The organism is Serratia sp. PL7 (assembly GCF_945957435.1).
Map to the genome: position 1 here is coordinate 126781 of NZ_CAMFLB010000010.1, position 14056 is coordinate 140836.

At 53.7% G+C, this 14056-nt stretch carries 11 protein-coding genes; 5 read left to right on the top strand and 6 right to left on the bottom strand.

All coding sequences use genetic code 11. The features are described from left to right. Nucleotides 1-140 precede the first annotated feature (140 nt). The gene (locus N6G83_RS31120) at nucleotides 141-1262 is read left to right on the top strand and encodes a cupin domain-containing protein (RefSeq protein ID WP_199061352.1); all 1122 of its coding nucleotides are present in this window, start codon (nucleotides 141-143) and stop codon (nucleotides 1260-1262) included. A gap of 53 nt (nucleotides 1263-1315) precedes the next feature. On the opposite strand, the gene alr is transcribed toward N6G83_RS31120, so the two are convergent. After that, complete coding sequence (gene alr, locus N6G83_RS31125) at nucleotides 1316-2545, bottom strand: alanine racemase (protein ID WP_211135717.1); 1230 nt, start codon at nucleotides 2543-2545, stop codon at nucleotides 1316-1318. Nucleotides 2546-3269: 724 nt separating this feature from the next. Continuing rightward, entirely contained in the window at nucleotides 3270-3641 is a 372-nt protein-coding gene (locus N6G83_RS31130) for a VOC family protein (RefSeq protein WP_024528704.1), read from the bottom strand. A 449-nt stretch (nucleotides 3642-4090) separates the two neighbouring features. Between N6G83_RS31130 and N6G83_RS31135 the strand changes: the two genes are divergently transcribed. From N6G83_RS31135 to tynA, 3 genes are all read left to right on the top strand, one after another. Then, a complete protein-coding gene (locus N6G83_RS31135; RefSeq protein ID WP_074030732.1) occupies nucleotides 4091-4288 on the top strand; it encodes a DUF4762 family protein in 198 nt (65 codons plus the stop codon). A 294-nt stretch (nucleotides 4289-4582) separates the two neighbouring features. Beyond that, on the top strand, nucleotides 4583-5497 hold the full coding sequence (gene feaR / locus N6G83_RS31140; RefSeq protein WP_211136618.1) for a transcriptional regulator FeaR: 915 nt from the start codon (nucleotides 4583-4585) through the stop codon (nucleotides 5495-5497). Nucleotides 5498-5664: 167 nt separating this feature from the next. Next, nucleotides 5665-7956: a primary-amine oxidase gene (gene tynA / locus N6G83_RS31145; RefSeq protein WP_260524083.1), complete on the top strand. Its 2292-nt coding sequence runs from the start codon at nucleotides 5665-5667 to the stop codon at nucleotides 7954-7956. Between the two features lie 72 nt (nucleotides 7957-8028). Here tynA and N6G83_RS31150 read toward each other — a convergent pair whose 3' ends face one another. The 4 genes from N6G83_RS31150 to N6G83_RS31165 form a co-directional block, all read right to left on the bottom strand. After that, nucleotides 8029-9522 (bottom strand): aldehyde dehydrogenase family protein, encoded by a 1494-nt coding sequence (locus tag N6G83_RS31150; protein WP_211136016.1) that lies wholly within the window; start codon nucleotides 9520-9522, stop codon nucleotides 8029-8031. 111 nt (nucleotides 9523-9633) lie between these two features. Further along, nucleotides 9634-10236: a tellurite resistance methyltransferase TehB gene (tehB, locus tag N6G83_RS31155; protein ID WP_409529728.1), complete on the bottom strand. Its 603-nt coding sequence runs from the start codon at nucleotides 10234-10236 to the stop codon at nucleotides 9634-9636. 126 nt (nucleotides 10237-10362) lie between these two features. Continuing rightward, nucleotides 10363-12042: an alpha-keto acid decarboxylase family protein gene (locus N6G83_RS31160; protein WP_211136015.1), complete on the bottom strand. Its 1680-nt coding sequence runs from the start codon at nucleotides 12040-12042 to the stop codon at nucleotides 10363-10365. 388 nt (nucleotides 12043-12430) lie between these two features. Further along, nucleotides 12431-13138 carry a DUF554 domain-containing protein gene (locus N6G83_RS31165; RefSeq protein WP_024483879.1) on the bottom strand — a complete coding sequence of 236 codons (708 nt, stop codon included), beginning with the start codon at nucleotides 13136-13138 and terminating at the stop codon, nucleotides 12431-12433. Between the two features lie 246 nt (nucleotides 13139-13384). On the opposite strand from N6G83_RS31165, the gene pagP reads away from it, so the two are divergent. Continuing rightward, complete coding sequence (pagP, locus tag N6G83_RS31170) at nucleotides 13385-13975, top strand: lipid IV(A) palmitoyltransferase PagP (RefSeq protein WP_024528696.1); 591 nt, start codon at nucleotides 13385-13387, stop codon at nucleotides 13973-13975. Nucleotides 13976-14056 lie beyond the last annotated feature (81 nt).

Below are 14056 nucleotides of genomic sequence, written 5' to 3' on the forward strand. Positions count from 1 at the left end.
CCTCTCCCTGTGGGAGAGGGTTGGGGTGAGGGGCATCATTTTCGCCTGATTGAACGCCCAGTCATTGACCAATGACAAGGCGCCACCTGTGTCAGCCTCTTTATAATCAGGCCCGTTTGTCTTCTCACTGGTGTGGACCCATGGCTTATCAACTGAATCTTAACTGGCCCGAGTTTTTAGAGAAATACTGGCAAAAACAACCTGTGGTGTTAAAAAATGCCTTCCCGAACTTTGTCGATCCGATCACCCCGGACGAGTTGGCTGGCCTGGCGATGGAGGTTGAGGTAGACAGCCGTCTGGTCAGCCAAACCAATGGCCAATGGCAGGCTAGCCACGGGCCGTTCGAGCATTTTGATAACCTGGGAGAAACCGGTTGGTCGCTGCTGGCCCAGGCGGTTAACCATTGGCATGCCCCGTCAGCGGAGTTGGTGACCCCGTTCCGCGTGTTACCGGATTGGCGGTTGGACGATCTGATGATCTCCTTCTCGGTACCTGGCGGCGGCGTAGGGCCACATATCGATCAGTACGACGTATTCATCATTCAGGGCATGGGGAGCCGCCGCTGGCGCGTGGGTGACAAACTGCCGCTGAAGCAGTTTTGCCCGCATCCGGCGCTGCTGCACGTGGAACCTTTCGAGCCGATTATCGATGAAGATCTGGAGCCGGGTGATATCTTGTATATTCCGCCGGGCTTCCCGCACGACGGCTTTACCCACCAAACCGCGCTTAACTACTCCGTTGGCTTCCGTGGCCCTAACGGCAGGGACCTCATCAGCAGCTTTGCGGACTATGCGCTGGAAAACGATCTCGGTGGCGAGCACTACAGCGATCCTGATTTAACCTGCCGGGAACACCCTGGCCGGGTTGAAGAATATGAGCTTGATCGCCTGCGCAGCATGATGACCGAGATGATTAATCAGCCGGAAGATTTTAAACAGTGGTTTGGTCGTTTCGTGACCACGCCGCGCCACGAGTTGGATATTGCCCCAGCGCAACCGCCTTACGAGCAGGATGAGGTTGCCGAAGCGCTGATGGACGGTGCCGTCCTGACTCGCCTGAGTGGCTTAAGGGTGCTGGAGGTTGGCGGCAGCTTCTTTATCAATAGCGAACGCCTGGATACCGTCGAGCCTAAAGCCGCCGATGCCCTATGCCGTTACACCCTACTTGGCAAAAAAGAACTGGGTAGCGCGCTGCAAAACCCGGCGTTTGTTGCCGAGTTAACCGGTCTGGTTAATCAGGGGTACTGGTTCTTCGACGAGTAAACGGTATAGATTTCCCCCAGCTCACGGCGCAAGCCTTTGCCTGGGGGAGTTAATTAATCCACCAATACGCGCTTATTGGTCGCGCCCCAAAGGATCGACATCTCGGTAAACAACGCGCCGCTGATGTCTTCAACTTCGGTGGCGGTGATCTCTGCATTACCCTGCTTACCGAAGAACACCACCTCATCACCAGGATTGACGTTCTTTAGCCCGGTCACATCTACCATCACGGTATTCATCGAGGTTTTACCCACCACCGGCACCCGTTGCCCCTGGATCAGTACATGACCGGCATTGCTGAACACTCGGCGATAGCCGTCTGCATAGCCCACCGGGATATTGGCCAACACCGAATCACGTTTCAGCGTGTAGGTGCGGTCGTAACCGACGGTATTGCCCTTAGGGTAATGGTTGAGTGCCGCGATGGATGACTTGAAGGTCATCACGCGTTTATAGTCGTTACTGGCAATGGTATCGCCATAAAACACCCCGCCAACGCGCACCATATCAAGCCAGGACTCTGGTACGGTGAGGGTAGCGAAGGTATTGGCAACGTGTAAGGTCACGTCGCTGCGTTTGATCCCGGTAATGTCTAGCACCTGCTGAGATTGAACCTTGAAGCGGGCGAGATCCTTGCGCACCGCCGCCGCATCTTCCTCAGGATAGTGGGACATGATGCCGACCATTTTCAGATGGGGTAGTGCTGAGATAGCCTTGGCTTCTGCCAATCCGGCGCGATCGCCGACTTCCAGACCGTTACGTGACATGCCGCCAGAGTTCAATGCCAAATGGAAACGTAGAGTTTTGCCCTGCTGAGCGGCAATGGCATCCAGGCGCTTCGCCATTTCCAGATTGCCGATCAGCTCTTCGGTGTCATAGTCAGTAGCTTGGCGCATCTCTGCTTCCGTAGCATTGCGCACGCGCATCAGGCGGCCCTTAAAGCCGAGTTCGCGCACGGTTTGCAGCTCTTGATTACTGGCCACGCCAATGCACTGTACGTGATTCTTGATCATCACGGGGGCCACCAGCGACAGGTCGTGCCCATAGGCATCCCCTTTCAAAATGGCGCAAAGGGTCGTTTTATCGCCCAACAGTTGCTGAATCTTGTGGGTGTTATATTCCAGCGCACTTTGCGAGATTTCCAACCGGGCATTGCTTACCACCGCCGGTGAATTTTTAGCCGTAGCGGTGAGGGAATGGGTGGGGTTGGTAGCAGTGGGTTGATGGCAAGCCACCAACGTTAATAGCGGTATCAAGACTAAATGGCGTAAATGTAGCGGCATATTCCCTTCCTGGTGAAATAAAAAATAGTTTTTATCGGCCTCAGTCAGTTTTTTTATCTGATTTGATGGCGGGTGTGGCTGAGCGAACAGCGGCATCAAATAAATGACAAAAGTTACTTTTTGTCAAATTTATTAATAAGCTACAGAGGAGGGGGTAATAAATGCAGCTATTTGGTTGTTCCCCTCACCCCAACCCTCTCCCACAGGGAGAGGGAGCTGATAGCCCCAGCTCTTTTGGACGTAAATAGATAATCTCAGAAAACACGATCGCTCCGTCATCCATGGTGTGTCGCCGAATTTTCAGAACCCCACCAGGGAGTAAGAAAAAGCAAGGTAGGGGATTATGCAGAGCAATCAATGAACTCGAACGGCTCTTTTGGACGTAAATAGATAATCTCAGAAAACTCGAACGCTCCCTTATCCCTGGTGTGTCGCTGAATTTTCAGAACCACACCAGAGAGTAAGAAGAAGCAAGGTAGGGGATTATGCAGAGCAATCAATGAACTCGAACGGCTCTTTTGGACGTAAATAGATAATCTCAGAAAACACGATCGCTCCCTCATCCATGGTGTGTCGCCGAATTTTCAGAACCCCACCAGGGAGTAAGAAAAAACAAGGTAGGGGATTATGCAGAACAATCAATGAACTCGATCTGATCCCCTCTCCCTCTGGGAGAGGGCTAGGGTGAGGGGCATCATTTGCGTATTGTTATAGTCAGACAGTATTATTTCATGGAATGCAGGCCAATCACGTTGCCTTCACTATCTTTGGCGATGGAAATAAAACCATTTTCGCCGATGGCAAATTTTTCTTTCAGGATTTCACCGCCGTTTGGCACAATGCGGCTTTCTTCTACGGCGCAATCTTCACATGACAGATAAACCATGGTGCCGCCAGCTCCAACTGGCACGCCAGCCATTTTAACCAGTGCGCCGCCAGACCCTTCCCCACCTTCCTGGTAAGGGAACATCAGGTATTCCATGCCCTCGGTTTCCAGCTTTTCTAACTGCGTGTTGAATACTGCCTCATAGAACTTCTTTGCTCGGGGCATATCAGTAACATAAATTTCAAACCAGCTAACGATATTTTTATTCATGGTATTCTCCAGTGGTATTGATTCTTGTCGTGCCTGATTGGTTATGTTACATACACTGTTTATTTATACAGTGATATAGATCACGTAATCAACTCGTGTTTAGTCTGCTGTTGGGGACTTACCAGGATGAACTCTATTCAATAAAGTCCAATACGATGATAACTGGTCAGCTGGGTTTATTGCTATTGCCGATATTGTAATATCTTGTATCCGATATTTTTTTATTAATCATATAATGAATGTATGTTTAGGGTTTTAATGGTGGATTATTCTTGTTTTTAATTGAGACCAATCCATAACGTGGTGTTGGTAAGGCTTTAATGTTGACTGTGGATTTATTCTATTATTATAATTTAATCGCTTTAAGACGACTATATCTCGTCAAATTAAGGTTGTTTTCTAGCAAAATATTGCAAGTTCATTTTGGTAATTACTATAAGGATATATTTATGAAAAAATTAAACGCATCTGAAGTTTCAAATGTTGTTGGCGGTTATGCACTTGGCTGTGTTATTACCTATGAGCGTCAAACCACAGGTAGCGGTTCTTCTGCGGTAACCGTTTGCCGTCGCGTTGCCACCTGCCAAGGCAAGTTCGGTGAATTTTTGACTCGTGAACCAGCCGATCTGGCTCGCTGCGGTGCTTAATCGCAAGTAATCGTTAAGGTACGGCACTATGGATGGTGTTGTACCTTTCCTTTATTCCCCACATTCTCTTCTTCTTTCTGCGATTATTTATAGCAATTATCCCCGCGATGACAGTTATCCTCTCTCTGTAGTTTGTGATCCCGGCATCAAACCCCCTGAACAATGTTGAACGTATGTTATCGGTTTGTTATGTTGATTTTCTGACTGATGCCCAACTTGCCGCAGCTACCGGGGCATGCTGCTCAGTACGATAAGCCTGTTCTCTTTTGTTACTTATGTTTCAAGGGGTTAATCATGGTGGTTGCTACCCGGCTCGCTGATGCCAGTTTTGAACAGTGGTTAGGCCAAATCAATTCTGCCTGTGGCCGGTTTTGTGCCAAAACCCTGGCACCTGGGTTTGCCGGTGCGATCCAGGAGTTCCACTCCCATGCATTACGCCTGAGCATAGTCGATGCTGCCCAGACCCGACTTTATCGCACCCGCCGCGAAGTAGAGCAAAGTGACGGTTGCCACTTTTTTACCGTATTCCAACTGCGTGGCCAGTCGGTTATGGAGCAGGGCGATCGGCAGGCGGTGCTGTCTGCCGGGGATATCACCCTGATCGATGCCGCGCAGCCCAGCAGCTTTACCTACCAACAGGGTTCCCGACAGTTATCACTGCTGCTGCCGCGTAGTTATCTCGAGCAGCAACTGCGTTTTACCGATCTGCCCGGTGCACGGCGTATTGCTGCCGATAACGCAGTGGCTAAGCTCAGCCAGCAGTTGGTGTTGGGCAGTATGCAGAATGCGCAGATGAGCCGCCTGGAGAGCGAAGCGGTGCTTAACGCCGTGGCCACCTTGTTACAGCCTGCCTTGATGGAGCAAGACGAGGGGCAAGATAGCCACGAGCGCATTTTTACCCGTTCGCTGGCGTTTATCGATCAGCATATTCAGTCCGAACAGCTGCGCCCAGAATGGGTTGCCAGTGAGATCGGCGTCTCCGTGCGTAGCCTGTACCGGCTATTTGCCCGCAAGGGGCTGGTGGTGGCGCAGTACATTAAAAACCGTCGTCTGGATCTCTGCGCCCAGGTTTTGCGCCAGACCAAGGAGCGGCAAAAGCTGGCCAATATTGGTTATGACTGGGGATTTACCGATCACAGCCATTTCTCCACCGCCTTCAAGGCCCGTTTTGGCGTCTCGCCGAGCGCGTACCGCAAGCAGTATCTGTAACCCCGCCTGGATGATTTGCCAGCAGATTGTCAGGAGTGACAAATCGGATGGCAAGCACAACAAAATATCCCCAGTGAAGAGTTGCTATGGTGAATTGGGGCCCCGTAAAACGGGCTCATCACAACAACAACGGCGGTAATGTCTCTTTGATGGGTGACGGGGGAAAGATGGTAGCTAACACAACAAGAATCAAAACCAAACGCCTGCCAGCGGCGATTGCGCTGGCGTTAGGCTTGCTGATCGGCGCGGGTTGGCAGCCAGCGGCGTTGGCTCATGGTGCCGCGGCACATATGGTGCCTTTGCAAAAAACGTTGGAGGAGTTTGGTGCTAGTGTGCAGTGGGATGACTACGCCCGCATGTTCGTGATCGTTAAAGATGGCGCCTATGTGAAGGTCAAACCGGATAGCCGCGAAGCCATCGTTAACGGCAAGCCGCTGAGATTACAGGTGCCGGTGGTGTTCAAGGGTAAAACGGCCTATATGTCCGACGAGTTTATCAACGAGGTGTTCCAGTCCGGCCTGGATCAGACCTTTGCGGTAGAGCACCGGGCCCATCCGCTAAATCCGTTGAGTGCGGCGGAGATTAACGCGGCGGTCGCTATCATCAAGGCGGCTCCGCAGTATAAAAACAACGTGCGCTTTACCGAAATCTCGCTGCGTGAACCGGAAAAAAGCCAGGTCTGGCAGTTCGTGCTAAGCGGTCGCGACGTACAGCAGCCCCGGCAGGCCGACATCACGCTGCTCGACGGGGTACATGTGATTGAAACCGTGGTCGATCTGCAACAGAAAAAGGTGCTGTCCTGGCAGCCGATCAAAGATGCTCAGGGAATGGTGCTGCTGGATGACTTCGCCAGCGTTCAGAGCATAATCAACGCCAGTAAAGCGTATGCCGAAGCCTTGAACAAACATGGCGTTACGGACCCGAGCAAAGTGATTACCACGCCGCTGACCGTGGGTTATTTTGACGGCAAAGATGGCCTGCAGCAGGACCAACGCCTGCTGAAAGTGGTCAGCTATCTCGACGTTGGTGATGGCAACTACTGGGCTCATCCGATCGAAAACCTGGTAGCAGTGGTCGACCTCGAACAGAAGAAAATCATCAAAATTGAAGAGGGGCCGGTGATCCCGGTGCCGATGAAGCCAACGCCGTACGACGGACGCGACCGCAAGGCCCCGAAAATCAAACCGTTGGATATCATAGAGCCGGAAGGCAAAAACTACACCATCACCGGCAACACTATCCACTGGCAGAACTGGGATTTCCACCTGCATCTGAATTCCCGCGTCGGGCCGGTGATTTCAACCGTGACCTATAACGACAATGGCCGTAAGCGCAAGGTGATGTATGAAGGGTCATTGGGGGGCATGATCGTGCCTTATGGCGATCCGGACGTGGGCTGGTATTTCAAAGCCTATCTGGATGCCGGGGATTACGGCATGGGCACGCTTACCTCACCGATTGCCCTTGGCAAAGATGCACCGCAAAACGCGGTCTTGCTGGATGAGACCATTGCCGATTACACCGGTAAGCCGACCGATATTCCACGTGCCATCGCCATCTTTGAGCGTTACGCCGGGCCAGAGTACAAGCATCAGGAAATGGGGCAGCCGAATATCAGCACCGAACGCCGTGAACTGGTGGTGCGCTGGATCAGTACGGTGGGCAACTACGATTACATCTTCGACTGGGTATTCCACCAGAACGGCACCATTGGTATCGACGCTGGGGCTACGGGGATCGAAGCGGTAAAAGGGGTGAAAGCCAGAACCATGCAGGATCCGACCGCCAAGCAGGATACGCAATACGGCACGCTAATCGATCACAACATTGTCGGCACCACCCACCAGCACATTTACAACTTCCGGCTGGATATGGATGTCGATGGCGAAAATAACAGCCTGGTGGAGTTGAACCCGGATGTGAAGCCTAACGATCGGGGTGGCCCGCGTTCCAGCACCATGCAGGTCGATCAGGTGAAGGTCACCACCGAACAGCAGGCGGCACAGAAATTCGATCCTTCCACTATCCGCTTGCTCAGCAACCCGAGCCGGTTGAACAAGATGGGTAACCCGGTTTCCTATCAGTTGATACCGTATGCGGGAGGGACGCACCCGATCGCCAAGGGAGCCAATTTTGGCAAGGAGGAATGGATTTACCACCGTCTGAGCTTTATGGATCGGCAACTGTGGGTGACCCGCTACAACCCGAATGAGCGTTATCCGGAAGGCAAATACCCGAACCGCTCGATCCACGATACCGGGCTGGGCCAATACACGGCGGACAATCAGCCGATAGACAACACCGACGACGTGGTCTGGCTCACCACCGGCACCACCCATGTGGCGCGAGCGGAAGAGTGGCCGATTATGCCAACCGAGTGGGTGCACGCGTTGCTCAAACCGTGGAACTTTTTCGATGAAACACCAACGCTGAATCTGAACGGGCAAAAGCAGCAATAGTTTTTTGAGTTATCCATAAAACAGGGGGGCGAATGAGAATTCGCCCCCTACTTTTTAACGGATGCAGCGCGGTTAGTAACGAATACACACCGATTTGGATTCTGTATAAGCATCCAACCAATCCGGGCCGAAATCACGGCCGCTGCCAGACTGCTTGAAGCCGCCAAACGGCATGTTGGCATCGATTAACGTATGAGTGTTGACCCACACCGTGCCCGCCTGAATGCGTGGCGTATAAGCCATCGCCGCTTGCAGGCTGGTGGTCCACAGGCTGGCTGTCAGGCCATAGTCGGTATCGTTGGCCTTCTGCAGCGCTTCCTCGGCATCCGCCACGCGGATCAGGTTGACGACCGGGCCAAACACTTCTTCCCGCGCCAGGTTCAGGCTGTCATCGGGATTGATCACCAGCGTTGGGGGAATATAGAAGCCTTGTAAGTCTGGCCCGGCGGCACCGGTGATCAACTCGGCGTGTTTGCTGCGGGCATCATCCAGATAGGCGGCCACCTTGTTGCGGTGCTCTTTGGACACCAGTGGGTTGATCTGGGCGTTGCCATCCATCCCCGGCCCGACAGAAAGCGACTTCACTGCCTGTTCAAAACCGGCGACCAGCCGATCGTAAATCGGTGCTTCGATATAGATACGTGAGCTGGCGGCGCAGACCTGCCCCTGGTTGAGGAAGCTGCCGGCCATCAATCCTTCGATCACCTGTTGCAGATCGGCATCTTTCAGCACGATGGCCGGGTTTTTACCGCCCAATTCTAACGTGACTCGGGTTAACCGATCCGCCGCTGCGCGTGCGATCCCTTTTCCCACCGGCGTGGAGCCGGTAAAGCTCACTTTGGCGATTAGCGGATGTTCCGTCAGCGCCTTACCGCAGACAGCTCCCTTGCCGGTCACCACGTTAAACACGCCCGGTGGTACGCCTGCCTCGCTGGCTAGCTCAGCTATTCGCAGCAGGGTAAGAGGCGTAGTTTCAGACGGTTTGATGACGATAGAACAGCCCGCAGCCAGCGCTGGCATCACCTTCCACATGCCAATCAGCAGCGGGAAGTTCCAGGGGACAATCCCGGCCACTACGCCGATCGGCTCCTTGCGGGTATAGACCTGATATTTGGCTCCCGGCGGCATCGGAATGGAGACATCCAGGGTTTGGCCGACGATCTTGGTGGTCAGCCCGGCGGTATAGCGCATCCAGTTCAGTGTGCAACCCACTTCAAAGGCGCGAGAGATGTTGATGGATTTCCCCTGTTCCAGGGTTTCCAACTGGGCCAGCTCCTCGGCGTGTTGCTCAACCAGATCGGCGAAGCGCAGTAAAATGCGCTCACGTTCGGCGGGTAGGCGCTGTGCCCAAACGCCAGCGGTAAAGGCCTGATGGGCCGAGATGACGGCCAGTTCCACGTCGGCGGCGTTGGCATCGGCGGTGCAGGAGATTTTTTTGCCGTCGGCTGGGTTATAGACCGCCAGCCGCGATTCGGCCTGTGAGGTTTGCCACTGGCCGTTGATATACAGGCCATGCTGACGATCGAGGAAACGGACTACGCTGTCCAGTATGGTCACATTAGGCATACGCCCTCCTAAGGGAATAAACGGATCGTTACTCTTAACAGTCTATAGCGTTATGCCCAGTGCGGTTTTCATCTGCCTGACATTTGGTTTGTACTGCGTGACACTTGCGGACTATTTACGCGCCAACAAGGTGGCGAAACGCAGTTTGATGCGGTTGCCATCGGCATCTACGCGGTGCAGTTCGCCGGGGTTCTCGTTATATTTGATGATGTCCCAATCTCGGTAATACTCTTTTAACTCATCCGGCTTGAAGGTGAATGAGAAGGGCACCGTGCAAGGGTAATCTGGCGTATCCATGGCCGCGACGATCAGGTTGTAGCCCCCTTTAACCGTGCTGTCTTGCATATTGCGCACGATGCGTGGGATCTGCTGGCGATCCAGGAACATAAACACCACGGTAGACAAGATGAAGTCGTACTGGCCGCTAAAGCGATGAGTATTGAGATCTTGCTCGCTGGCGCTGATGTGTGAAAGCTGCTCGGTGGCTATGATCTGGTTTATCGCGGCGATCGACGCAGCGTTTTTGTCCCAGGCGGTAACATCAAAGCCTTTCAGGTTGAGATACAGCGAATTGCGGCCGCTGCCACAGCCCAGATCCAGCGTCTTGCCGGGCACGATCAGTTTGGCGGCCTCAAGGACTTCGGAATGGGTGGCCGTCAGGGAGTATTTTTGGGTGTAATAGTTTTCTGGCAGGGGGGTCTGCTGATCCATCATGATGTTCCTCTATATTTGATGTATATAAAATACATCTTTAATGGCCTTTTGCCTAGCCGTTGAGAGGAGCACAGTATACCCGTTCAGTTTGGCCTGGCGGTATCCCTGCGCCAGGCCCTGGTTTTATCAGGCAATGCGCCTTGGGTTGTGTAGCCCAAAGTTAAAGCTGTTGCAGCGGCGGCAGAACTCTTTCATCGCCGGTGGGGAATCCATCATTGGCAACTTCACCTCGATAAACGCCAACTGGTCCTGACGCGAAGCCTGCTCCAGCGCCATCTCCAGCTGTTGGCTGGTTTCTACCGCGACGCAAAACGCCTGGGTTTGCGGGCTTAGCACCGCCGGGAGTTTGGCGTAATCCCACGAGCCGATATCGTTATAAGACGACGTTTCGCCAAGGATATAGCGCTCAATGGTGTAACCGTCGTTATTGATCAAAAAGACGATCGGCTTTTGCTCATGGCGTAACAGCGTTGAGAGTTCCTGGGCGGTGAGCTGGAAAGAACCATCACCAATAAACAGCAACTGCCGGCGTTCGGGCGCGGCCATCATCGTGCCGAGCAATGCCGGTAAGGTATAGCCGATCGATCCCCAAATCGGTTGGTTGACCACGGTAACGCCGTTTGGCATCCGCATGCCGCCGATCGCTGCACCAGAGGTGCCATTTTCAACGACCAGCACGTCATCCGCCTGAATAAAGCGCCGTATCCGCTGCCAGAAATAGTCCTGATCGAGTGGTTCGCTGCTTGGCGTCGCCAGTTTTTGCTGTGGTCCGGATAGTGGCTTCAGCGGCGGCAGGCTGGTGGCAGGAGCTTTCTCCAGTAGAGCTTGCAGCAGCTCGCTTGCCGTTACCGCCGGATAGGAGAGGTTATCCAGCTTCAGCGAAAAAGGCTGAATATCCACCACCGACTGCTCTGGGATCTGCTGGCTGAAATAGCCGGTAGTGGAATCCACCAGGCGTACGCCAAAGCTGAGGATGCAGTCCGATTGGGCCATCAGCTCGAACAGCTCGGGGCGAGATAGATCGCCGCTATAGCCACCTTGCCAGCCCGGCGTGTTCTCGGAGATCGCGCATTTTGCCGTGGGCATATTGGTTAACGGGATGGCGAATTTATCCGCCAGCGCTAACACCTGCGTTTGAAGTTGATATCGTTCGACCATCTGATCGATCAGGATGATTGGCCGTTTAGCACGGTTAATCCGTTCGAGCAGGGCGGCGCTGGCAAGCTGTAGATGGCTGGCATCGCTGGTTGGTAAGCGATATGGAGCGGGATTATCGGCAACCTCAATTTCCACTTCACAAATGTCTGAAGGGAGCTGGAGGTAAACCGGCTTTTTGCGTTGCCAGGCGCAGGCGATGACTCGCGGGATCTCCGTGGCGGCATTTTCCGGGGTGATGAGCGCCTGCGCCACGGTGAACTGCCGGAAACAGTTCATCACGTTATCAAAATTGCCGTCTGCCAGGGAGTGGTGCAGCAGCGCATTGCCCTGCATGGCGTGCAGCGGTGGCGTACCTGCAATGCAAATTACCGGGGCCGATTCTGCATAGGCTCCGGCAATGCCGGACAGGGCCGCCAGATCGCCCACGCCATAGGTGGTGATCAATGCCCCTGCGCCTTTGAGGCGGGCATAGCCGTCGGCGGCGTAAGCGGCGTTCAGCTCGTTACAGTTGCCAATGAATTCGCACTCTTGATCGTGCTCGATGGTTTCCAGCAGTGCCAGGTTGTAATCGCCGGGTACGCCGTAGATGCGATCCACTTTCAGGGCGCGCAGCTGTTGCAGGATGAATGAACCTATGGTGATCCTCATTGATTGCTCCACATTCACGTCAATTTATTGTTATTTAACCGTGCGCAGCAGGGAACGGCTGGCGATGTCGCGCGGTTAATCGTTGAAAATGCGAGTCGCTTGTAGGGCGTCAGCATTAACAGTTGGTGAAAGTGGCGGCTTGTTCAAGTTGCACGGGTTTGGGGAAGGATTGCCTATCGTATCAAGGAGTTTACGACCCAAAAGGGGTAGCAACAGCGATTTTCGCAGGGGGCGGTACTTTTCTTGCATTGATGGCCGCAGGAAATTGCGGCAAGGGCAGAAAGGAAACGCCAGACGGGTACTTTCCGCCATCTTCATTGCTCTCCTGGCTGAGCGTCAATTTTTCGCTACGCCAGGAGGAGGATAATTTAAACTGGGAAAGTGGCGCTCAGAAGAACATGATCCAGGCCGCCGAAATCGGCATCGCCAACACCAATGCTGGCAGCATATTGGCTACCGGGAACAGCTTTATACCGCAGATGCGCAAGCCGGTGGCCAACATCATTAACCCGCCAACGGCAGAGAAATCGGCCTGCATCGCCGGCGTGGTCAGCGGCAAGATGAACACGGCACCAAACGCCAGCGCTAGCTGGATGACCAACTGCGGGACGGCGATCAACGCCACGGCCAGGCCAAGCGTGGAAGCAAAAATCAGCGCGGTGAACAGATCGAGGAACGATTTGGCGATCAGCACGCTGGCATCCCCGGTCATCCCTTCGTGCATTGAGCCAAAGATGCCGGTGCCGCTGGCACAAAACAGCACGATAATGGCGACATATGCCTCCAGAAACTCTTTCTGGTCCTCTCTGACAGCGCCTTTGGGGGCCATCAGATTACGGGCCCAGCCTCCGATGCGGCTGATGCCCCGTTCGATGTAGCAAAGCTCGCCAAGCAGTGCTCCCAGTACCAGTGCCAATACCATCACCGGCATATGTGCGACCTTGCCGATCAGCACTACGCCCATTCCCATCGAGGTAATACCAAAGGTCATTGGCAATGCCAGGCGCACCCGCTCCGGCAGCCTATGACCCAACATTGCCCCTGCAATACCACCGGCCAATATTGCTGCACCATTAATAAATGGACCAATAACCATACCTATCCCTCGGCAAATAAAACCTAAGGTTCCTCCATAAGTCGTTGAGGTGCAAGCAGGATAACCGGAGTTTTCTGACAGACAACGCGTGTACAGGCGCATAACTTGGGCGCGTACGCCAATGGGCACCAAACTTAACTGTCTCTCAACGAGGGGCGATAAAAGGAGTGGGCCCGTGATAAACGGCTTGCTCAGGATAGGGCGATCGGTAAGAATCCCCGCTTTTATTTTTACAGGAGTTGCGAAATGATGGTGAAAAGGATCTTGTTAGCCGGGGGGTTGGCGTTGATATTTCCTGCACTGCCTTCATACGCCGAGGTTAGTGCGGAAAATAGCAATGTCGCGCACGCTGAAGATCCAGGCTGGTGGGGGCGTTTTACCGGCAACGTGGCGGAAACATGGAACAACTCGCCCAATAAGGAGCTCTATCTCCCGGCGATCACCTGGCATAACCGCTGGACCTACGACAAGGAAAAGACCGACGATTACAACGAGCGCCCTTGGGGAGCGGGCTATGGCATCTCGCGGTTTGATGCAGATGGTGATTGGCACGCGATCTACTTTATGGCGTTCAAGGACTCCTTCAACAAATGGGAGCCGATCGGCGGTTATGCCTACGAGAAGATCTGGCGGCCGATTGAAGGGGAAGATTTCCGTCTGGGGCTGGGATTTACCGCCAGCGTGACCGCTCGTGACAACTGGAAATATATCCCGATCCCCGCGCCGCTGCCATTGGCGTCGATCGGCTATAAGCAACTGACCTTCCAGGCTACCTATATTCCGGGCACTTACAATAACGGTAACGTGTTCTTCGCCTGGCTGCGTTGGCAGTTCTGATGGCTTGCCGAAATTCTGAAAAATGTGTTACGGCTCGAATAAAAGGAACTTGTCGGCTGGCACGGCGTCCGAGCTAGGCGT